Annotated in this window: 22 protein-coding genes and 1 tRNA gene; 17 read left to right on the top strand and 6 right to left on the bottom strand. The window is 71.8% G+C overall.

Features of this window, described 5'->3' with window-relative positions:
* Window positions 1-48 precede the first annotated feature (48 nt).
* The gene (locus AC3ET3_RS00780) at window positions 49-597 is read right to left on the bottom strand and encodes a helix-turn-helix domain-containing protein (protein ID WP_432133542.1); all 549 of its coding nucleotides are present in this window, start codon (window positions 595-597) and stop codon (window positions 49-51) included.
* A gap of 176 nt (window positions 598-773) precedes the next feature.
* On the opposite strand from AC3ET3_RS00780, the gene AC3ET3_RS00775 reads away from it, so the two are divergent.
* From AC3ET3_RS00775 to AC3ET3_RS00750, 6 genes are all read left to right on the top strand, one after another.
* Window positions 774-846: transfer RNA gene (locus AC3ET3_RS00775), tRNA-Ala, on the top strand.
* 444 nt (window positions 847-1,290) lie between these two features.
* On the top strand, window positions 1,291-2,010 hold the full coding sequence (locus AC3ET3_RS00770; protein ID WP_435611438.1) for a response regulator transcription factor: 720 nt from the start codon (window positions 1,291-1,293) through the stop codon (window positions 2,008-2,010).
* 6 nt (window positions 2,011-2,016) lie between these two features.
* Window positions 2,017-3,600, top strand: coding sequence for a sensor histidine kinase (locus AC3ET3_RS00765; RefSeq protein ID WP_435611437.1), 1,584 nt, complete (start codon window positions 2,017-2,019; stop codon window positions 3,598-3,600).
* A gap of 47 nt (window positions 3,601-3,647) precedes the next feature.
* Complete coding sequence (locus tag AC3ET3_RS00760; RefSeq protein WP_435611436.1) at window positions 3,648-4,082, top strand: hypothetical protein; 435 nt, start codon at window positions 3,648-3,650, stop codon at window positions 4,080-4,082.
* Window positions 4,082-4,348, top strand: coding sequence for a hypothetical protein (locus AC3ET3_RS00755; protein WP_432157218.1), 267 nt, complete (start codon window positions 4,082-4,084; stop codon window positions 4,346-4,348). The genes AC3ET3_RS00760 and AC3ET3_RS00755 overlap by 1 nt, the downstream gene beginning before the upstream one ends.
* A gap of 296 nt (window positions 4,349-4,644) precedes the next feature.
* On the top strand, window positions 4,645-5,367 hold the full coding sequence (locus tag AC3ET3_RS00750; protein WP_435611435.1) for a DUF4344 domain-containing metallopeptidase: 723 nt from the start codon (window positions 4,645-4,647) through the stop codon (window positions 5,365-5,367).
* A 161-nt stretch (window positions 5,368-5,528) separates the two neighbouring features.
* Here the strand turns inward: AC3ET3_RS00750 and AC3ET3_RS00745 are convergent, their stop codons facing one another.
* On the bottom strand, window positions 5,529-8,012 hold the full coding sequence (locus tag AC3ET3_RS00745; protein ID WP_432133548.1) for an ATP-binding protein: 2,484 nt from the start codon (window positions 8,010-8,012) through the stop codon (window positions 5,529-5,531).
* 349 nt (window positions 8,013-8,361) lie between these two features.
* Here AC3ET3_RS00745 and AC3ET3_RS00740 point away from each other — a divergent pair, with 349 nt between their 5' ends.
* The 3 genes from AC3ET3_RS00740 (at window position 8,362) to AC3ET3_RS00730 (ending at window position 10,243) form a co-directional block, all read left to right on the top strand.
* A complete protein-coding gene (locus AC3ET3_RS00740) occupies window positions 8,362-8,817 on the top strand; it encodes a carboxymuconolactone decarboxylase family protein (RefSeq protein ID WP_432133549.1) in 456 nt (151 codons plus the stop codon).
* A 92-nt stretch (window positions 8,818-8,909) separates the two neighbouring features.
* The gene (locus AC3ET3_RS00735; RefSeq protein WP_432157215.1) at window positions 8,910-9,365 is read left to right on the top strand and encodes an iron chaperone; all 456 of its coding nucleotides are present in this window, start codon (window positions 8,910-8,912) and stop codon (window positions 9,363-9,365) included.
* 254 nt (window positions 9,366-9,619) lie between these two features.
* Window positions 9,620-10,243, top strand: coding sequence for a hypothetical protein (locus tag AC3ET3_RS00730; protein WP_435611434.1), 624 nt, complete (start codon window positions 9,620-9,622; stop codon window positions 10,241-10,243).
* A 54-nt stretch (window positions 10,244-10,297) separates the two neighbouring features.
* Here AC3ET3_RS00730 and AC3ET3_RS00725 read toward each other — a convergent pair whose 3' ends face one another.
* Window positions 10,298-11,095 (bottom strand): SAM-dependent methyltransferase, encoded by a 798-nt coding sequence (locus tag AC3ET3_RS00725; RefSeq protein ID WP_432157213.1) that lies wholly within the window; start codon window positions 11,093-11,095, stop codon window positions 10,298-10,300.
* 177 nt (window positions 11,096-11,272) lie between these two features.
* A complete protein-coding gene (locus AC3ET3_RS00720) occupies window positions 11,273-11,998 on the bottom strand; it encodes a DUF5324 family protein (protein ID WP_432133553.1) in 726 nt (241 codons plus the stop codon).
* Between the two features lie 302 nt (window positions 11,999-12,300).
* Between AC3ET3_RS00720 and AC3ET3_RS00715 the strand changes: the two genes are divergently transcribed.
* Both AC3ET3_RS00715 and AC3ET3_RS00710 read left to right on the top strand, forming a co-directional pair.
* Window positions 12,301-12,828 (top strand): peptidylprolyl isomerase, encoded by a 528-nt coding sequence (locus tag AC3ET3_RS00715; protein WP_432133554.1) that lies wholly within the window; start codon window positions 12,301-12,303, stop codon window positions 12,826-12,828.
* Window positions 12,829-12,943: 115 nt separating this feature from the next.
* The gene (locus AC3ET3_RS00710; RefSeq protein ID WP_432157212.1) at window positions 12,944-13,831 is read left to right on the top strand and encodes a rhomboid family intramembrane serine protease; all 888 of its coding nucleotides are present in this window, start codon (window positions 12,944-12,946) and stop codon (window positions 13,829-13,831) included.
* Between the two features lie 257 nt (window positions 13,832-14,088).
* Here the strand turns inward: AC3ET3_RS00710 and crgA are convergent, their stop codons facing one another.
* A complete protein-coding gene (gene crgA / locus AC3ET3_RS00705; protein WP_432133556.1) occupies window positions 14,089-14,343 on the bottom strand; it encodes a cell division protein CrgA in 255 nt (84 codons plus the stop codon).
* Window positions 14,344-14,436: 93 nt separating this feature from the next.
* Between crgA and AC3ET3_RS00700 the strand changes: the two genes are divergently transcribed.
* The 6 genes from AC3ET3_RS00700 to AC3ET3_RS00675 are packed head-to-tail and all read left to right on the top strand — an operon-like array spanning window position 14,437 to window position 18,677.
* A complete protein-coding gene (locus AC3ET3_RS00700) occupies window positions 14,437-15,228 on the top strand; it encodes a DUF881 domain-containing protein (RefSeq protein ID WP_432133557.1) in 792 nt (263 codons plus the stop codon).
* A gap of 47 nt (window positions 15,229-15,275) precedes the next feature.
* The gene (locus tag AC3ET3_RS00695) at window positions 15,276-15,959 is read left to right on the top strand and encodes a class E sortase (protein WP_432133558.1); all 684 of its coding nucleotides are present in this window, start codon (window positions 15,276-15,278) and stop codon (window positions 15,957-15,959) included.
* Between the two features lie 52 nt (window positions 15,960-16,011).
* Window positions 16,012-16,173 (top strand): hypothetical protein, encoded by a 162-nt coding sequence (locus AC3ET3_RS00690; RefSeq protein WP_432133559.1) that lies wholly within the window; start codon window positions 16,012-16,014, stop codon window positions 16,171-16,173.
* Complete coding sequence (locus tag AC3ET3_RS00685; protein WP_432133560.1) at window positions 16,170-16,808, top strand: aminodeoxychorismate/anthranilate synthase component II; 639 nt, start codon at window positions 16,170-16,172, stop codon at window positions 16,806-16,808. Before AC3ET3_RS00690 ends, AC3ET3_RS00685 begins: the two co-directional genes overlap by 4 nt.
* The gene (locus AC3ET3_RS00680; protein ID WP_435611433.1) at window positions 16,805-17,911 is read left to right on the top strand and encodes a class E sortase; all 1,107 of its coding nucleotides are present in this window, start codon (window positions 16,805-16,807) and stop codon (window positions 17,909-17,911) included. Before AC3ET3_RS00685 ends, AC3ET3_RS00680 begins: the two co-directional genes overlap by 4 nt.
* 22 nt (window positions 17,912-17,933) lie before the next feature.
* Window positions 17,934-18,677 (top strand): class E sortase, encoded by a 744-nt coding sequence (locus tag AC3ET3_RS00675; protein ID WP_432133562.1) that lies wholly within the window; start codon window positions 17,934-17,936, stop codon window positions 18,675-18,677.
* A 75-nt stretch (window positions 18,678-18,752) separates the two neighbouring features.
* On the opposite strand, the gene pknB is transcribed toward AC3ET3_RS00675, so the two are convergent.
* Window positions 18,753-20,735 carry a Stk1 family PASTA domain-containing Ser/Thr kinase gene (gene pknB / locus AC3ET3_RS00670; RefSeq protein WP_435611432.1) on the bottom strand — a complete coding sequence of 661 codons (1,983 nt, stop codon included), beginning with the start codon at window positions 20,733-20,735 and terminating at the stop codon, window positions 18,753-18,755.
* Between the last annotated feature and the right edge of the window lie 44 nt (window positions 20,736-20,779).

The raw sequence follows: 20,779 nt of genomic DNA, 5'->3' as shown, positions 1-20,779 counted from the left end.
GTCGTCCGTACCCCTGGTCCATTCGGCCGGCGGTGCGCGGCGGGGCGGTCAGTTCTGGTGGGACTGGTAGTGCGCGACGGCGTCCGAGGTGCGGCCGGCGCCGTAGACCCGGAGGAACTCGGCGAGTTCGGGGTGGGTCGGGGCGAGGCTGTCCGCTGCGTCGATGATGTCACCGGCGGCGGCCACCGAACGCAGCAGCGACTGGATCTCGCGGACCACCCGCTTGACCGTGGGCGCGCCCGAACTGCTCGTCGTCTGCGTGGTGTTGTTCAGTACCGATCCTCCCTGGGACCGCTTGATCTCCTCCATGCGCTCGGTGGCCTCGGCCGCGCTCACACTGCCGTCGGCGACCTGGCCGGCGAGGTCCTGCAGCAGCTGCACCCGTTGGACCACCGCCGGGTTGCCGATCTTCGCCCGCTGACCGCTCATCAGCTGGGACAGCATCGGCGCGGACAGTCCCAGCACCCCCGCGAGACGAGCCTGGTTCAGGCCAAGATCGTCGATGAGCTTACGGAAGAGCGCCCCCAACGGCTCCCCGTACCAGTTCCGCTGCAGTTCCCGCGCTCTCGCGGTCGCTTCCTGCTGTGCGGCGTCCATTGCGTCTCCCCATCGCTTCCCCTAAACAACCGCGGTTCGCTGTAGCGAACCACGCCGAGCATCTTACGGAGAGTGGTCGTGCGCGGGGACCCCAATCTTTTTGCGAGATCCCGGGGGTGACCCGGTACTCTGGTCAGCGACGCCCGCCGGACGCGGTATCTCCGGCGACGCTTCCCGGGGCCTTAGCTCAGTTGGTAGAGCGCTGTCTTTGCATGGCAGATGTCAGGGGTTCGACTCCCCTAGGCTCCACACATGAATGCCCCCTGAACAGCGGAAACGCGGATCAGGGGGCATTTTTGGCAGGTGCCCGGTGCGCCACGTGCGCACGGGCGCGCAGGTTGGCGCCGAAGGACCGGCCGACGCAGCGCCGTCGCTCGTCAGCCCGTCCTTCAGGGAGCGTGCGCCGCTGCCGTCCGGGCCCGGACGACCCCGGAACAGCGGCAGAGACACAACCGCCCACCGCCAGGGGGCCAAGGGGCCAGGGGACCAAGGGGCCAGGGGACCAAGGGGCCAGGGAGCCAGGGCCCGCACCGCAGACGAGACCGCCGCGACGGGGTGCCTCCGCGCGCGGGGGTTCCTTGTGGGGGGTCGGCGAACTCCGGGACGGGCGTCAGGGTGTCGTGCACCATGGCACGGACGACCGTGGCCGGTACCGACCGGTCACGGAGGCGGCGGTGAGGCGGGGTGGGAAGCGTGGCGGAGGCCCGGAGTCAGGGACGGGTACTGGTGGTCGACGACGACCCGGCGATCCGCAGGTCGCTGGAGCGCGGGCTGCGGTTGAGCGGCTTCGCCGTCGACCTCGCCGAAGGCGGCCACGCCGCGCTCGCCGGGCTGCGGACCCGGTCGCCCGATGTCGTCGTGCTCGACGTGTCCATGCCTGATCTGAGCGGCATCGAGGTGTGCCGTCGGCTGCGGGAGGAGGGCAGAGACCTGCCCGTTCTCATGCTCTCGGCCCTGGACGAGACCGCCGACCGGATCGCCGGACTGCAGGCGGGCGGCGACGACTACCTGGTCAAGCCGTTCGCCCTGCAGGAACTCGTGCTGCGGCTCCGGTCGCTGCTGCGACGGCGGCCGCCCCGTACCACCGACGAGGTACGGGTCGGCGGCCTCGTCCTGGATCCCGCGGCACGCGAGGCACGGCTGGACGGCCGTCCGCTCTCCCTGACCCGGCGCGAGGTCGAGCTGCTGGACGTGCTCGCGCGCAACGCGGGGATCGTCCTCACCCGCGATCAACTGCTCGACCGCGTGTGGGGATACGACTTCGACGTGCGCACCGATGCCGTCGACACGTTCGTCAGCTATCTGCGGCGCAAACTCGAAGCCGACGGGCGGGCACGTGTCATCCACACGGTGCGGGGCGTCGGGTTCGTCCTCCGGGACGACGGGCGGGACGCAGGACGGAAGGGGGAGTGACCGGCCGTGAGGCTCTCCACCCGTATCGCCATCGCCGTCGGCCTCACCACCCCGCTGCTCGTCCTCGCCGCAGGCTGGCTGCTCGTACGACTCGTCGCGGACGATCTGCAGACACGAGAGGACGCCCGCCTGCGGGAGCGCGCGGCGGTCGCGGCGCCGGACGCCCGTCGGCTGCTCAGGGCCACGGCCGCCGACCGGCCCGCGGCCGTCGAGCAGGCCCGCGAACGGCAGATGCTCACGTCCGGGCTGGACGTGGGCCTGCGCCTCGTCAGCCCGGACGGGACCGTGTCGTCGGCGGGCCCGCAGCCCGGCGCCGACGCACCGCTGCCGGTCCAGGCCGCGCCGGTCCCACGGACGGTGCGCGCCGGGGGCGAGAACTGGCGGGTCCTGTCGACCCCGATCAAGGGGGGCCGAGCGGGCGCCGACGGCACGCTGTGGGTGTTCTCGCCCGACGCGGCGAGCCGGGCCCAGATCGCCCTGGTCCGCTCGCGCGTACGGCGTGTGGCGCTGCTCGCCGCCCCGGTCTCGGGGCTGCTGGCGTGGGCCGTCGCCACTCGCGTCAGCCGCCCGCTGCGGCTCCTGCAGCGACGCACCAGCGGCCTCGACCCCCGGTGCAGCGCGACCCGCCTCGACCACACCCCGACCGGGATCGCCGAAGTCGACGACCTGGCGCGCACCCTGCGTACCGTGCTCTCCCGCTACGACGAGCAGGCCGCCCGTACCGCTGAAGCCCTGGCCACCGCCCGCTCCTTCTCGGCCGCCGCGTCTCACGAACTCCGCACGCCCCTGATGAGCATGCAGACGAACCTGGAGATCCTCACCGCCCACCCGGAACTCGCCGCCGACGACCGCGGGCAAGTCCTGCACGACCTGCGGCACGAACACGCGCGCCTGCTCGGCCTGATCGTCATGCTCCGCGAACTGGGGCGCGGCGACCTGATCGAGGCGGAGGCGTTCGGGCCGGTGGACCTGGTGGACGTCCTGGAGGCGTCCGCCGCGGACCTGCGGCGCCGGCACCCCCGGGCGCGGATCGAGGTCACCGGCGTACCGGGTCTGTACGTACGCGGATGGGAGCCCGGTCTGCGGATCGTCCTGGACAACCTCCTCACCAACGCCCTGGTGCACGGCGGTGGGCGGGAGGGCGAGTCGGGCGGGTCGGTCGAGGTGGCGCTGCGGGTGGAGCGCGTAGGTGAGTCCGGAGGAGCCGTCGCGGTCCTCACGGTCGACGACCGGGGGCCCGGAGTGCCGGACCGGCTGCGGGACAAGATCTTCGAGCGTTTCCACCGGCGGCCCGACAGCCCCGGCTCCGGGCTCGGTCTCACCCTTGTCGCCCAGCAGGTCGCGCTGCACGGTGGCCGGATACGGGTGCTCGACCGGCCGGACGGACCCGGCGCCCGCTTCGAGGTCCGCGTTCCGGCGCAGGTGGACGGCGTGCCGGACGCGGCGACGGAAGTGACCCTGCCGCCGCACCGGGACTGGCTCATCGCGACCGCCGAGCGGTCACGGGTCTCCGGCGCGGAGGTCCCGGGCCCAGGGGTCCCGGGCCCGGGGGCGTCCGTTCCACACGATTTCCACAAAGACGGCTCCTAGCTTTCCCGGGGACAGGCAACCGCCCCGGAATCCTGGAGGAATCCGTCATGCCGATGCTCAGGACAGCCGCCGTCTCGCTCGCCGCCGCGGGCGGGCTCCTCGCCACCGCGGGCCTCGCGGTCGCCGACAGCGGCTCGGGCTCCCCGCAGAGCGCCGCCGCGTCGCACGCACCGCACGCACCGCACGCCGCGCCGACCGGCGACGGTGCCCGCGTACTGTGTCAGCGCGCCCCGAGGATCGACCAGCGCATCACGCGCGCGTTGACGCGGCTGCACGGGGACGCGACCGTACCCGGATCCATCGCCCGGCTTCAGAAGCGCGTGGACAACGCCGGGGCCGCGGGCCACGACGAGATCAAGAAGTTCCTCGACGGCAAGCTCACCTTCCGCAAGTCCCTCGTCCCTACCCTCGAACAGCGTCAGAAGGACGTGCGCGGCGTCGAGAAGTGGTGTGCCGCCCGCGACAACGGGAGCGGCAGCTGATGCGGCGCTCCCGGGAGGCGCCGGCCGCGGCGGCCGCCTTGGCGACGGCCGTCGCGCCGGCCGTCGCGCTGGCCGTCGCGCTGCTGGTCACCGGCTGCGGCCGGTCTGCCGACGACGACACGGGGAGTTCCGGCGCAGGCTCCGTCAGCTCCCGGGGCTCAGAGGCCTCCACTTCGTCGGACGACGTGGACCGTCTGCGGAAGCTCCTCGACGCTGCCGAATCGGCGGTCTCCTCGGCCGAGACCGACGCCGCCCGGAACGGCTGAACTCCGTCCCGGCACCAACGCGCCGCTCCTGAGCGCAGTTGGGTCCCGGGCCCCGGGCCGTCGGACGAGGCCGGCTTCGGCCGACGTCAGCCGGGCGGTGCGTCGGCCGCGGCCGAGGGGAAGTCGGGCGCCCCGGCGTACCGTTGACGGGGTCGGGGTGAGGGGGCGTCACATTGCGGTGGAGGCGGAGCCGGAGGCTCCTGACGCTCCTCGCGGCGGGGATGTTGCTCGCCGGGTGTCAGAGCGGTGGGGGCGCGCCCTCCGCATGCCGGAGGGGTCCGGGCGAACCCTGCGGGGTGCGGGCGCGGGAGCCGGCCGTCCTCGCGTACCGCTTCGAGGAGCCCGCCGGGGCCGACCGGGGCGATGCCCGGTTCCTGCGGGTGCGGGGACTGCTGGAGGAGGCCGCCGAAGCGGTGGGCGAGTGGGTCGGGCTCGCGCGGCCGGTGCCGGTCGTCGTCCGGTCGTGCGGCGGAGAGGGCTCCTCCTACGATCCTGAGGAGCAGCGGGTCGAGATCTGCTACGAGGAGGTCTCCGAGACGCGGGACCTCTTCCGGGGGACCGGGCGCGGGCGGGCCGACGAGGAGGTCGCGGCGGTGCTGCTGGAGACGGTCCTGCACGAGACCGCGCACGCCCTCGTCGACGTCCTCGCGCTGCGGGTGACCGGCCGGGAGGAGGACTTCGCCGACCAGTTCGCCGCCCTGGTGCTGCTGGACGGGAGCGCGGTCGGCGAACGGCGGCTGCGCGCGGCCGCCGAGGCGTGGCGCCTCTCGGCGCGGCTGACGGAGGACGCCGGGGAGACGGACGGGAAGCAGGCTCCCGACGAGCACGCACCCGACCACGAGCGGGCCGTCAACGAGTACTGCTACGTCTACGGCTCCGCCCCCGGCCGCCATGGCGATCTAGTCGGCCCCGACACCCTCCCCGCCGAGCGTGCCCCGGGGTGCGCCGAGGAGTGGACGGACGTACGCGCCGACTGGCTGACCGCGCTCGGACCCGCGGGTCGCGACCCGGACGCCTGAGGGCGGGGCGGCGGGCAGGAACGGCGGGAGGTGCGGGGGCGGGTGGGGCAGGACGGGCAGGCACGGCGGCAGATGCGGTGGGCGGGTGGGGTGGACGGGGTCGGTGGACGGGCAGGCACTGCGGGGGTGGGTGGGGTGGACGGGTGCGGTGGGCGGCCCGCTCACGCCGGGGTGGCGCGCAGCGCCCGTGCCGCCTCACGGTGTTCCGCCGCCGCCACCGGCTCCGTCGCGTCCAGCAGCGCGGCGAGCCCCTCGTGGGCCAGCGCCTGCCTGGTCCGGTTCCCCAGTTCGCGCGCCAGTTCCAGGGCCTGCTCGTGCAGTAGCAGCGCCTGGTCGGGCAGGCCCGCCAGACGACATGTCTCGGCGTGGTCGTCGAGGAAGTGGATCTTCCAGTGCTCCTCGAACAGCTCGTCGAGCAGCGCGAACGCCTCCCGATGGCTCGCCAGCGCCTCTTCGTACCGCCCCATCCGCCGCAGCGCCACCCCGCGGCAGTTCAGGCACCACGCCTGGTTGTTGAGGTGGCCGTCGGCGCGGGCCAGCGCCAGCGCCTCCCGCAGGTGTTCGTCGGCCTCGTCGGGCTGGTCGGGGGCGAGGGCCACGCCGAGGGTGAGCCGGGCCGTCAGCGTGGGCGGCCACGCCGGGTCGGCGTGCGGGACCTCCAGCACCTCACGGGCGCGCCGCGCCGCCTCCTCGCGATGGCCCAGTTGCAGCATCGCCCACGCCTCCGCCGCCGCGGCGTGCGCCGCTCCCGTCGGGCAGCCCGACCGCTCGTACAGTTCGCCGGCCTGCCGGAAGAGGGCCAGCGGCTCCTCGACGTACCCCGCGTCCCAGCTCAGATAGCCGCGGCGAATGGCCAGTTCCGCCTCCGCCCGGGGGTCCCGCGCCTGGGTCACCCGGGCACCTGCCGCCTCGTACGCGGCGGCGGCCTCCGCCGCCCGGCCCGCGTTGTACCGGGCGAACCCCAGGTCGCTGTGCGCCTCCGCCAGCCGCAGTGGATCGGCCAGCCGCTCGGCGGCGGCCAGCGACCGCTCGAAGAGGACGTTGAGGTGGGTGGTGCCGCAGCGGCGCGCGAAGTAGGCGCGCAGGAAGCGCGGCAGTTCGCACACGTGGGCGTCGGCCCCGAGGGCGGCCGCCGTCTCGAAGACGGCCATCAGGTTGCCGTACTCCGCGACGAGCCACCCGAACGCCGTGTCCCGGTCCGGGAACGGCGGCAGCTCGGCCGGCGGCCGGATGCCCGCGGCCGGCCGGGCGGGCGCCGTGAACGGCATCGCGGCGTCGGCGGCGGCCGCCGCGTGCACGTAGTAGTCGAGCACCCGGCGAAGGGCCCGCTCCCGGTCGGCCGCCGGATCCTGCTCGGCCGCCGACCGGCGGGCGTGCCGGTGCACCAGGTCGTGCAGCCGGTAGTGGCCCGCCGCGGGCTGCTGGACGAGGTGCGCGTCGAGCAGGTCCTCCAGCGTCGAACGGGCCTCGCGCAGCGGTACGTCGGCCAGCGCCGCCACGACGTACTCGTCGAACGAGGCCCCGGGCAGCAGACCCAGCAGCCGGAACAGCCGGGCCTGGGGCCGCTTGAGCTGCCGGACCGACATGGCGAGCGCCGCACTGAACTCGGCGCCGAACTCGCCGGCGCCCTCGGCCATCCGCTCCGCCAGGACGCCCACCGTCCAGCCCGGCCGGTGCCGCAGCCGCGCCCCGGCCAGCCGCAGGGCCAGCGGCAGCCGCCCGCACAGCCGCAGCACCTCGGCCGCGGCCTCCGGGTCGCGGGCCAGCCGTCCGCCGGGGCCGCCGGGGTCGCCGCTGGCGCGGGCCAGCAGCTCGGCGCTGTCCCGCGGGCCGAGCACGTCGAGCGAGACCGGGGGCACCTCCTCCAGGCCGAGGAGCCGGTTGCGGCTGGTGATCAGCGCGACGGAGGGACCGGCGCCGGGCAGCAGGGGGCGGACCTGATCGGCGTCGGCGGCGTTGTCGAGGACCACGACGACCCGGCGGTGGGCCAGCTCCGACCGCCAGCAGGCGGCCAGTTGCTCCAGTCCCTCCTGCGGAACCCGCTCCGAGGGCACGTCGAGCGCGCCGAGCAGCATGCGCAGCGCCGAGTCGGGGTCGAGGGGCGGGCGGCCCTCGGTGAAGCCGTGCAGATCGACGTAGAGCCGGCCGTCGGGGAAGTCGGCGGCGAGGCGGTGGGCGGCGCGCACGGCCAGACAGGTCTTGCCGACGCCCGCCATGCCGTCGACGGAGACCGCCCGGTGGGAGCCGACCGCCGCCAACACGGCGGCCAGTTCGGCCTCCCGTCCGGTGAAGTCGGGCGCGTCCCGGGGCAGGTCGTTGCGCGGCACGGGCCGGGCCAGGCGGCTGCTCCTCGGCGGCGCGGGCAACGGGTTCGAGGACCGCTCCCACAGCGGGCGCAGCGGGCGGGGGTCACGCCTGACCAGACGGCACAGGGCGACGACCGCCGGCCAGGGCGGTACGGTCCGGCCGTTCAGGTAGCGCGACAGCGACGAGGAACTGAGCCCGGTGTCGCGCGCCAGCGCCCGTACGCCGAGTCCGGACAGCTCCTGCAGCAGGCGCAGCCGGGCGGCGAGTTCCTGCTGCGGGTCGGGTCGGGCGGGCGTGGTGTCGCCGAGGCTTGCCCGTACGTCTGTCGCGCCGTCCATGGATCCCCGTTCCCCGCAGATGTCTGTCCGGCGTAGTTGCCTGTCCGCCGCAGCTGTCCGCCGTCCGGCGCAGCTGTCCGTCACCGGTGCCCGCGCCGGGCCGACGCGTGGTGCCGTCTCGTACGTCATGCCGTCTCGCGCGTCGTGCCGTCTCGCGCGTCGTGCCGCGTCCCGTGTTGTGCCGCGTCCCGCGTCGACGGAAGTCTTTCCGTCCGACTCGGCGCTGGTCAAGGCCGTTCCGGCTGTCCCACGGTGTCCCACGGCCGTGGTCGCGGCGGGCCGGCCCGGCTGTGATGGGGGCACGCCCCGGGGAGAACGGGGCGGAACCCACCGAAGAGGAGCGGACACCATGCAGTCCCGTATGCAGAACCCCGCCGTCGTCCTGTCCGACGCCATGCAGCCCATCCAGCAGCTCATCAAGGCCGCGCATTCCGCCGGCGTGGACGGCCGGACGCTGGAGCTGGTGCACCTGCGGATCAGCCAGATCAACGGCTGCAGCGCCTGTGTCGACGGCGGTGCCAAGACCGCCCGCAAGGCCGGGGTGTCCGACGAGCGGCTGGCCACGGTCGCCGCCTGGCGCGAGGCTCCGTACTTCAGCGAGGAGGAGCGCGCGGCCCTCGCGCTCGCCGAGGCCGCCACGCGTCTCGCCGACCGCCCCGACGCGGTCGACGACGAGACGTGGGACGCGGCCGCCACCTACTTCGACGAGAAGCAGCTCGCCGCCCTGGTCCTGATGATCGGCGTCACCAACCTCTTCAACCGCCTCAACGCCACCACCCGCCAGATCGCCGGCGCCTGGGGCTGAGCCCCGCACCCCCCGCCCTGACGGGCGACGCACGGCAGGCGCCCCCAGGATGAGAAGACCACCGCAGACACCGGACGGAGGGACCCGACCCCATGACCGGCAGGACGAGCGCGTCGTCGCAGGGCTTCAGCGCCGAGGAGCGCGCGGCGATGAAGGAGCACGCACAGGAGCTGAAGGCGTCCGCCAAGCGGCGCGGCACGCGGGAGGAGAAGGCGGCGGCGGACGAGGCCGCCGTGGTGGCCAAGATCGCCGAGATGCGGGAGGCGGACCGGGCCATGGCCGAACGGATCCACGCCCTGATCAAGGAGAACGCCCCGGAACTCGCGCCGAAGCTCTGGTACGGCATGCCCGCCTACGCCAGGGACGGCAAGGTCGTCTGCTTCTTCCAGAGCGCCCAGAAGTTCAACGCCCGGTACGCGACCCTGGGCTTCAACGACGCGGCCCGTCTGGACGAGGGCACCATGTGGCCGACCGCCTTCGCCCTGACGGAACTGACCCCGGCCGCCGAGGCGCGCATCGCGGAGCTGGTGCGAAGGGCGGCCGGCTAGCACCACCGGCCCGGATCCCACCGCCAGCGAGAGCGCGCTCCCAGGTGCCGGACCCCGGCGGCAGGAGCCGGAGCCCCGCAGTGGATGCCGGAACCCGGCGTCAGGCGCCGGAACACCGCAGTCGGTGCCGAATCACCACCCCTTGCGCGCGTGTTCCTTTCCGTGATCGGACATGGAGCCCGCGCGAGGTCTGAGGCGATACTCGCACCGAGTCCGGGATCAGCGTCCGGGATCAGGAGGAGCGCGTGGACGCCATGTACAAGGTGCATATCGCACTGGCGCTGCTGCTCGCCGCGCTGAGCACGCTCATCGTCGGGCTGACGCTCCTGCCCGGCGGCCCGCTCCTGCCGCGGGCCACGACCTTCGTGGTCATCGGCCTGACCTTCGCGCTGTTCGGCGCAGCCGTGCTGCGTGCCCTGCCAGCCGCGCGGGACAGCGGTCCGGTCGAGCTGCTCCGCCTGGCTCCTCGCCGCCTCGTCGCCGCGGCCGGGGTCCTCTTCGGCGGCGCCGTCGCGTGCCTGGCCGTGGGGGGTCTTCCGTCCGGCGGCCAGCCGACGAAGGAAGTCGGCGTCTACTACCTGGACAACCAGGGTGACTCCCGTCAGGTGACGCGTGAGGTCTACGGGGAAGCGGTCAAGGACGAGATGCGCCTCTTCGTCACCGGGTTCACCTTCTTCTCGGCCTACGCGGCTGTTCTGGTCGCCTGCGCCCACCGCGCGGTGGCGCCGGCCCCGGTTCGGCAGCTCCCTGCCCCGGCTCCCCCGGAGCCACGTGCGGCCGTGTCCGGGTCCCCCTGCGACGCGGTCGGCGCCTGCGAGGGGTGCGGGCAGCTGAAGTCGGCCACCTCGCTGCCTTACTGTCCCCGCTGGAGCCGGTGACTCTGCGGCCGTCGTGAACCGTAGGCTGCGCCTCCCGCCGGCCGGTCGGCCCCGTCAGCCGTTCTTGCGTCCCACTCCGCCGTAGAACCCGATCGTCCTGGCCTCCGGAGGCGGTGGGCTGTCCGGGTTCCAGAAGGGGACCTGGGTGAGGCCCGGGGGGAGGAGGTCGAAGCCGGTGAAGAAGTCGGTGATCTCCGTGTGGGTGCGGAGGTTCATCGTGGCGGTGGCGTTGTTGTAGATCGCCTGGGCGTCGCGGCGGTCGGCGAAGTCGCCGGTGGCGTGGGAGAGGACGAGGAAGCTGCCGGGCGGGAGGGCGTCGCGCAGGGTGGCGACGATCTCACCGGGCTTCTCCGCGTCGGTGACGAAGTGCAGGATGGCCACCAGCAGCACCGCCACCGGCTGGTCGAAGTCGATGATCCGGCGGATGTCGGGGTGCTCCAGAACGGAGCGCGGGTCCCGGAGGTCGGCGAGCACGATGCTGGTCGTGCCGGTCCGGCTGAGCAGCGCGTCGGCGTGGGTCTTCACGATCGGGTCGTTGTCCACGTAGGCGACGCTCACGCCCGGCGCCGTCTGCGCGGCGACCTCGTGCACGTTCGGCGAGGTGGGCAGGCCGGTGCCGATGTCGAGGATCTGGCGGACACCGCTGCGCACCACGTGCTGGACCGCGCGCCGCATGAAGTCGCGGTTGGCCCGGACCGAGATGAACACCTCGGGCGCGGTGGCGGCGAGCGCGTCTCCGGCCCGCTGGTCCACCTCGTAGTTGTCCTTGCCGCCCAGCAGATAGTCGTAGATCCGCGCGGGGTGCGGCCTGCTGGTGTCTATCTCCTCGGCGCGGAAGCCGTCCTGTGTCACGCTGCGCTCCTTCTGGCGACTGGGCAACAGCTTCGCACACCGGTGCCCGCAACTTCCCTGCGGACCAACCAAGTTCGGTGCCACGTCGTGGGGGCGCGCACACAGACGTCGGGCGGTCCTGTTTCACGTGAAACCGTGAGACAGGACCGCCCGACGGGGGACAGACAGCCGGTCGGCTCAGGTGTAGTCGTCGCGGTTCGAGGCGTCCTCCTCGGCCTGCTTCGCCTGCACCTCCGGGTCCAGCGAGGCCGGGTCCGCGCTGCCGTCCACCGAGGTCAGCCCGCCCGACGGCGGTACCTCGGTGGCGGCCGGCGGCTCGACCAGCCAGTCCGGGTTGGCCTGCTTGTCCCACCACTTCCATACGGCGAACGCGCCCCCGGCCACGACACCCAGCACGGTCAGCGTCTTCACGGCCCGGCCCGCCTTCGCCCGCCGCCGCTGCCTGCGTGCCAGCTTCGCGATCTCCTTGGCCGTCACCTGGCCGCGCAGCGCCGCCAGCGCGGCCGCGCTGCGTGCGGCGGCCTCGTCCTTCATCGGCCCGGCCACGGCCATCGCCTGCTCGATCCTCGGCCGGGAGTAGTCGGCTGCCTGACGGGAGTATTCGGCGGCCTGCCGAGCGGCCAGCCTCGTGCGCAGCGCCGCCTCGTGCGCGGCGGCGTCCACCTTCGGCGGCACATGCGCTCGCGCCTGTTCGAGGCGCGGCGCGACATGGGCGTCGTACTGGACGCGGGCCTGTCCGGCGGCCTGCGTCACCTTGGGCGCGAGCCGTACCCGGGCCTCTTGCGCGTAGAGCGCGGCCCTCTCCTTGGCCGTGTCGGCGTAGGGCGCCACCACTTCCGCGGCGTGCAGCACGCTGTCCTTCGCCGATCCGGTGGCGGCGCGCACGCTGTCGATGCGGGTCACGGGATCCTCCTCCTCGGTGGCGTACGGTAATTCGACTTTCCACCCTTTTGCGGATCATGCCTGTCCGGGCACCGAACGGCATGCGGGGTCGGGCATACGGGTGCCCGACGGATGATTACGGGACAACAGGACCTTGTCCGACCATGCCACGGATCGGTGCTATCTGCCCCTGTCGTCGACCACTCCGGCGCTTTTTCGCGAGGGATACCGCCGGTTCGGCGGCCGGTTCGGGCCGCCGGGCGACGTACGGGCCGGGGCGTGCGAGGATCGGGGAGTCACAGGAAGACAACGGAAGGCACATCGTGGCTGAGCAGCTGTACGCCACCCTGAAGACCAACCACGGCGACATCGAGGTCCGGCTCTTCCCGGACCACGCCCCCGAGACGGTGCGGAACTTCGTCGAGCTCGCCACGGGCGCGCGTGAGTGGACCAACCCCGCCACCGGCGAGAAGTCCACGGCCAAGCTCTACGACGGCACGGTCTTCCACCGGGTGATCAGCGGGTTCATGATCCAGGGCGGTGACCCGCTGGGCAACGGCACCGGCGGCCCCGGCTACCAGTTCAAGGACGAGTTCCACCCCGACCTGCGGTTCGACAAGCCCTACCTGCTGGCCATGGCCAACGCCGGTCCGGGCACCAACGGCTCGCAGTTCTTCATCACGGTCTCCCCGACGGCCTGGCTGACCCGCAAGCACACCATCTTCGGTGAGGTCACCGACGCGGCGAGCCAGAAGGTCGTCGACTCGATCGCCGCCACGCAGACCAACCCGCGCACCGACCGTCCGGTGCAGGACGTCCGGATCGAGACGGTCGTCGTCGAGAAGCGCTGAACCGCCGTCCCGGTCAGGCGCCGGGAACCTATTGCCCCGCTCGTCCGTAGAGATGAGCGGGGCAAAGTACTGCCCGCGGGTACCGTCGCCCCGCCCACAGGATCTAGGGGAGTTCATGGAACAGGCGCCAGGCAGCCGGCCGGACGAGCAGAGCGGTCTGCCGGGCTGCTACCGCCATCCCGACCGCGAGACCGGCGTGCGCTGCACCCGCTGCGAGCGGCCGATCTGTCCCGAGTGCATGGTCAGCGCGTCGGTGGGGTTCCAGTGCCCCGAGTGCGTGCGTGGCGGATCGGGCACGGGGCACGCGCCGGCGGCCAACCAGCCGCGCACCCTCGCGGGCGGCACGGTCGCGGCCGACCCGCGTCTGGTCACCAAGATCCTCATCGGGATCAACCTCGCGGTGTTCTTCGCGGGGCGGGCCGACACCTCGTTCCTCGACCGGCTCGTCCAGGTCGGCCAGTGGCCGCCCGCGCCCTTCACCCCGACCGAGGGCATCGCCGAGGGGCAGTGGTACCTGCTCTTCACCTCGATGTTCGCGCACGAGGCGATCTGGCACATCGGCTTCAACATGCTGAGCCTGTGGTGGCTGGGCGGTCCCCTGGAGGCGGCCCTGGGCCGCGCCCGCTATCTGGCGCTCTATCTGACCTCCGGCCTGGCGGGCAGTGCGCTCACCTATCTACTGGAGGACCCGAACACCGGCACGCTCGGGGCGTCCGGCGCCATCTTCGGACTGTTCGGGGCAACCGCCGTGCTGATGCGCCGGCTGCGGTACGACATGCGGCCGGTCATCGCCCTGCTCGTGATCAACCTGGTGTTCACCTTCAGCTGGAGCGGCATCGCCTGGCAGGCCCACATCGGCGGGCTGGTGGCCGGTGTGGTCATCGGCTACGCGATGGTCCACGCCCCCCGGGAGCGCAGAGCGCTGGTCCAGTTCGGAACGTGTGCCCTGGTGCTGGCCGCGGTCGTGGTGATCACCATCCTGAGGACTGCACAGCTCACCTGAGCAGGTCGTTGTCCACAGCGCGTGGCGGATCTTGTGCACAAGGTGCGTGAACAGCAGCGCCCCCTGTCACCGACCTACGTTTCCGCAGGTCAGGCAGGGGGCGAACGTGCTTTCGAAGGTTTCCGTTCACCAGTAGTTCGGTCACACCGGCGTCAACCTCCGAGGAGTTATCCACAGATCGTCTTTCTTTTCCCCATGTGGAAAACCGCTGTGGATAACTCAGGGCAGAGCCCTGGGCAGAACTGGGCCCGGGCCTGCTACTTCCACTGTGTGGAGACGGCGAATCCGGCGGCGATGAAGCCGAATCCCACCACGATGTTCCAGTTGTCCAGCTTGTCGATCGGCAGGGATCCGTCGGTCACGTAGAAGACCACGATCCAGGCCAGGCCGATCAGGAACATGGCCAGCATCACCGGCGCCACCCAGGCGCGGTTGGTGAGCTTGATGGCGGCCGCCTGCTTCGCCGGCGGCGGCGTGTAGTCGGCCTTCTTGCGGATACGTGACTTAGGCACGAGGGTCTCTCCTGCTGACAAGGGGACGCTGAGGGCTCCCCCGGGCGTCCGTTAGCGTAGTGCTTCTACGGCGCCGAAGGAGATAAGGGTACGTTGAGCAATTCTGCCGACTCCCCCGGGACGGGTTCAACGGGTTCCGCTCCCGGCCGCAGGCCTCGTGTCCGTCCGGTCCGCATCCTCACGGTCGCGGTCTTCGCTCTCGCCGGGCTCATTTTCTTCACCAGCTTCAACACGGCCAAGGGCACCGACATCCGCACCGACGCCTCCCTGCTGAGGCTGTCCGACCTGATCCACGAGCGCAGCCGCGAGAACGGTGAGCTGGAGGAGTCCAACGCGGCCCTGCGGGGCGACGTCGAGGCGCTGGCCGATGCCGACACCGGCCGCAGCCAGGCCGACATCGACCGGCAGGCCGCGCTGGAGAACCAGGCCGGCACCCGCCCGGTCAAGGGCGAGGCGATCACCGTCACGCTCGACGACGCCCCGCCGAACGCCACCGCCAAGCTCCCCGGCTATCCCGAGCCGCAACCCGACTACCTGGTCATCCACCAGCAGGACCTGCAGGCCGTGGTGAACGCCCTCTGGCAGGGCGGCGCCGAGGGGATCAAGGTCATGGACCAGCGGCTGATCTCCACCAGCGCGGTGCGCTGCGTGGGCAACACCCTGATCCTCCAGGGCCGGGTCTACTCGCCGCCGTACAAGATCCAGGCGGTCGGGGACACCGACAGGCTGCGCAAGGCCCTCGCCGACTCGCGCGCGATCCAGAACTACATGGTCTACGTCAATGTCTACGGCCTCGGCTGGAAAGTCACCGAGGACGGCACGGTGACTCTGCCGGGCTACTCGGGCACAGTGGACCTGCAGTACGCCGAGCCCGTGGAGCAGTAGGTCGGCCGGTTTCCCACGGGAGCCGGAAGGAGCCGCAGGAGCCGCCGGTGCGCGTGATCGTCAGGACCCTCAGCGAACTCTGCATCACCGTCGGCACCGTCATCGTCCTCTTCGTGGTCCACGTGCTGTTCTGGACCGGCGTGCGGGCCGACCGCGTCATGGACGAGCAGGTCGACCGGTTGCAGGAGCGGTGGGCGCGCGAGGCGGCCGGAGCGCCGGGCGGCGCCGCGGCCCGGCCCGCGCCGGCCGTGCAGCCGTACCGGACCGGCGAACCCTTCGCGGTCATGTACATCCCGCGCCTCGGTTTCACGTGGAACAAACCCGTCCTGGAGGGAACGGACACCGGCACCCTGAAGAAAGGCCTCGGCCACTACACGGGCACCGCACGCCTCGGCGGGCCGGGCAACTTCTCGGTCGCGGGCCACCGGCGGACGTACGGCGACCCCTTCAAGGACTTCCCGAAGCTGCGGCCCGGCGACGCGGTGGTGCTGACCGACGGAACCACCTGGTTCACGTATCGGATCGACAAAGGGCCCTACAAAACGCTTCCCACCGACATTGAGGTGATCGACCCTGTCCCCCGTAAGTCGGGGTACACACGGGCGGGCCGGTACCTGACCCTCACCACCTGCGACCCGGAGTGGGGCCACAGCCACCGGCTGATCGTCTGGGCGCACCTGGACGCCACCCGGCCGGTGGAGGCAGGCAGACCGGCGGCCCTGCGCCGTTAGTCTGGTGCGGTACGGCGAGAGTCTGGTGCCGTGGTGCGACGGAAGGGACGGCATGTACGGCTGGATCTGGCGGCATCTGCCGGGAAACGCGTGGCTCAGGGCGCTGATCTCGATCGTGCTGGTCCTGGCCGTGGTCTACGTCCTCTTCCAGTACGTCTTCCCGTGGGCCGAACCGCTGCTTCCCTTCAACGATGTGACGGTGGACAACCAGTGAGCGCGCGCATTCTCGTCGTCGACAACTACGACAGCTTCGTCTTCAACCTGGTCCAGTACCTGTACCAGCTGGGCGCCGAGTGCGAGGTCCTGCGCAACGACGAGGTCGCCACGGCCCACGCCCAGGACGGCTTCGACGGCGTCCTGCTGTCCCCCGGCCCCGGCACCCCTCAGGAGGCAGGCGTCTGCGTGGACATGGTCCGGCACTGCGCCGCCACCGGTGTCCCCGTCTTCGGCGTCTGCCTCGGCATGCAGTCGATGCAGGTGGCCTACGGCGGTGTGGTGGACCGCGCGCCGGAGCTGCTGCACGGCAAGACCTCGCTGGTGGAGCACGCGGGCAGGGGCGTCTTCGCCGGTCTTCCCTCGCCGTTCACCGCGACCCGCTACCACTCGCTGGCCGCCGAGCCCGCCACCGTGCCGGCCGAGCTGGAGGTCACCGCGCGTACCCAGGACGGCATCGTCATGGGCCTGCGCCACCGGGAACTGCCCGTCGAGGGCGTGCAGTTCCACCCCGAGTCGGTGCTCACCGAGCACGGGCACCGGATGCTGGCCAACTGGCTCGTGGAGTGCGGGGACCAGGACGCGGTGGCGAGGTCGGCCGGGCTCGCCCCGGTGGTGGGCAGGACATCGGCGTGACCGCGCTGCGCCCGGAGCGCGAGGACTCGTACGGCACCCAGGCGTACGAGTCCTTCGGCGATCCGGCGTACGGAACCACCGCCGGGCCGCCCGGCGCCGGTCCGGACTCCGCCCCGGGCCCCGGCCCGTTCGGCGGTGCCGCGGGCGTCCCCTCCGACGAGGAGACGATGGCGCTGCGGATCGCGGACCTGCCGAAGCCGTCCTACGACGGCGAGCCCATATCCGCCTCTGCGGGCCCGGCAGCCCCGTCCGTCCCCGGAACCCCGACCGGAGGGCGTGCGGCCCGTAGAAAGGCCGCCAAGCGGCGTCACGGGCGTCAGGGGACAGCCGCCGAGCCGCGAACCCCGTCATCGGCCGCGTCGGACGCGCCGGCCGACGCGGGCAGGCCCCTCACCCGGGTGGAGGCCCGTCGGCAGGCACGGGCCCGCAAGCCCAGCCCGGCGGTGCTCGCCAGCCGGGCGATCGGCGAGGTGTTCATCACCACCGGCGTGCTGATGCTGCTGTTCGTCACCTACCAGCTGTGGTGGACCAACGTCCGGGCCCACGCCCAGGCCGACAAGGCGGCCGGCGACCTCCAGGACGACTGGGCCAGCGGCAAGCGCAACCCCGGGTCCTTCGAGCCCGGCCAGGGTTTCGCCATCCTGCACATCCCGAAGCTGGACGTGGTCGTGCCCATCGCGGAGGGCATCAGCAACAAGAAGGTGCTCGACAAGGGCATGGTCGGCCACTACGGCGAGGACCCCCTCAAGACCGCCATGCCCGACGCGAAGACGGGCAACTTCGGACTCGCGGGCCACCGCAACACCCACGGAGAGCCCTTCCGCTACATCAACCGCCTGTCGGCGGGCGACGACATCGTCGTCGAGACCCAGGACGACTACTACGTCTACAAGGTGGCCTCGATGCTGCCGAGCACCCCGCCGAGCAACGTCAGCGTCCTCGACGCCGTGCCCGAGGGCTCCGGCTTCACCGCGCCCGGCCGGTACATCACCCTGACGACGTGCACGCCGGAGTTCACCAGCAAGTACCGCTTGATCGTCTGGGGCAAGATGGTCGAGGAACGGCCGCGCAGCAAGGGCAAGCCGGACGCACTCGTCAGTTAGGGCTACAGGGCTAAGAGGAACAGTGGCAGCGACCGCAGAGGGCACCGAAACCTCACCTTCCACATCCGCGGGACGCCGCCGTCCCGGCCGGATCGCACTGGCCGTCAGTTTCCTGGGCGAGTTGTTGATCACGGCCGGGCTGGTGCTCGGCCTGTTCGTCGTCTACTCGCTGTGGTGGACCAACGTGATCGCCGACCGGCACGCCGACGCGCAGGCGCACAAGGTGCGCGACAGCTGGGAGCGGGGCGAGGAGGGCGGAGGCGGTCCCGGCGCGCTGGACACCAAGAACGGCATCGGCTTCCTGCACGTGCCCGCGATGGGCGGCGACGAGGTGCTCGTCGAGAAGGGCACCTCCTCGAAGGTGCTCAACGACGGTGTCGCCGGCTACTACACCGACCCCGTGCGGGCCACGCTCCCCACCTCCGGCAAGAACGGCAACTTCAGCCTCGCCGCGCACCGCGACGGGCACGGCGCGAAGTTCCACGACATCCACAAGCTGGAGAAGGGCGACCCGATCGTCTTCGAGACGAAGGACACCTGGTACGTGTACAAGGTGTACGCGATCCTCCCGGAGACCTCGAAGTACAACGTCAAGGTCCTCGCGCCGGTCCCCGAGGAGTCCGGGCGTACCAAGCCCGGCCACTACATCACGCTGACCACCTGCACCCCCGTCTACACCAGCCGCTACCGGTACGTGGTGTGGGGCGAACTGGTCCGCACGGAGAAGGTCGACAGCGAGCGGACTCCGCCCAAGGAGCTGCGGTGACCCGGCGCCCGCACGGTAAGAGCCCCGGCACCCGTTCCAGGGTGCCGGGGCTCTTTGCCGGTGCCGGGGTGGTGGCTAGCCGAAGAGGCCGCCTCCGCCGTCGTTGTTGCCGCCGCCTCCGCCGCCGCCTCCGCCGCCGCCGAACGTGAACAGGGTGACGGTGTCGCCCTTGTTCAGCGTGCTGCCCGGGGGCGGGTTCGAGCTGAAGACGGTGGCGTTGTCGTCGTCCACGCCCTGGATCGCGACGTTGAGCCCGAGGTCCTGCAGCGCCTTCCTGGCGTCCTTGAGGCGCTGGTTCTGCAGCTGCGGGACCTGGACCTGCTCCTGCTGCTTGAGCTTGCCCACCTTCATCTGGACCTGGGAGCCCTTCTTGACCTCCTGGCCGCTGCCCGGGGAGGTCTCGATGACCTTGCCGTCCTGGTTCGGGTCGGTCACCTCGACGTCGACGCAGACGCCCTCCAGGTCGCTGGCCCGCATCTGGTTCTTGGCGTCCTCGCAGGAGCGGTTGAGGACGTCCGGGACCGTGGACTTGGCCGGCTCCTTCGACACCGTCAGGGTGACCGTCGAGCCCTTCTCCCGCTCGGTGTCACGCTTCGGGTCCTGGCTGAGGACGACACCCGGGTTCTGGTCGGACTCCTTCGTCTTCTTCTCGACGGTGAAGCCCTTCTCCTCCAGCTGAGACTTGGCCTTCTCGAAGCTCAGGCCCTCCACGTCCGGCACCGGCACCTTGGGCGCGCCCGTCGACACGACCAGGCTGATCGTCTCGTTCTTGTTCACGCTGGTGCCGGCCGTCGGGTTCTGCGAGCACACCTTGCCGGTCTCGGTGTTCTCGCACTCCTTCTCTTCTATCTTCAGTTGCAGGTCGGCGTTGGTGGCCATCTGCTGCGCCTGGGTCTTCGTCTGGTCGACGAAGTTGGGCACGGTGACCTTCTCGCTGCCCGCGCCGCCGCTGAACGTGTACTTGCCGATCAGGATGGCGCCGACCAGGACTATCACCGCGGCGACGACGAGCAGGATGGTCGAGGTGTGGTTCTTGCGCTGGGGCTGGCGCCGCCGGTCCGGCCGGTCGTCGTAGCCGTAGCCGCCGTCGTCCGGGTTCATCGGGGGCAGCATGGTGGTCGCCGCGGCGTTGGCGTCCGCGCGCAGGGCCGTCGTGGGCTGGTCGTCGGGGTAGCCGCCGTAGCCGACCGAGCCCATCGCCGCCGTGGCCGCGACCGGCTGGCCGTCGAGGCAGGCCTCGATGTCGGCGCGCATCTCGTCGGCGGACTGGTAGCGGTAGTTCGGGTCCTTGACCAGGGCGCGGAGCACGATCGCGTCCATCTCCGGAGTGATCTCCGGGTCGAACACGCTCGGCGCCTGCGGCTCCTCCCGTACGTGCTGGTAGGCGACCGCGACCGGGGAGTCGCCGACGAACGGCGGGCGGACGGTCAGCAGCTCGTACAGCAGACAGCCGGTGGAGTAGAGGTCCGACCGGGCGTCGACCTGCTCGCCCTTGGCCTGCTCCGGGGAGAGGTACTGGGCGGTGCCGATGACGGCCGCGGTCTGGGTCATGGTCATGCCGGCGTCGCCCATGGCCCGGGCGATGCCGAAGTCCATCACCTTGACCTGGCCGTTGCGCGTGAGCATCACGTTCGCCGGCTTGATGTCGCGGTGCACGATGCCGTTGCGGTGGGCGTACTCCAGGCCCTGCAGGATGCCGATGGTCATCTCCATCGCGCGCTCCGGCAGCAGCTTGCGGCCGCTGTGGAGAAGCTCACGCAGGGTGGAGCCGTCGACGTACTCCATGACGATGTACGGGATCGAGACCCCGTCGATGTAGTCCTCGCCCGTGTCGTAGACCGCGACGATCGCGGGGTGGTTGAGCGAGGCGGCCGACTGGGCCTCCCGGCGGAACCGGGCCTGGAAGGAAGGGTCACGCGCGAGGTCCGCGCGCAGCGTCTTCACCGCCACGGTGCGGCCCAGGCGGGTGTCATGCGCGAGGTAGACCTCCGCCATGCCACCACGGCCGAGCACCTGGCCCAGCTCGTACCGGCCGCCGAGGCGACGCGGCTCTTCCATAGCTACCTACCAGCCCTCTCCGTCGGTCCCGAGCCCACCCTTGT

The sequence above is a fragment of the Streptomyces sp. bgisy159 genome, assembly GCF_057707805.1.
This window is presented reverse-complemented; position numbering and strand designations above follow the sequence as displayed.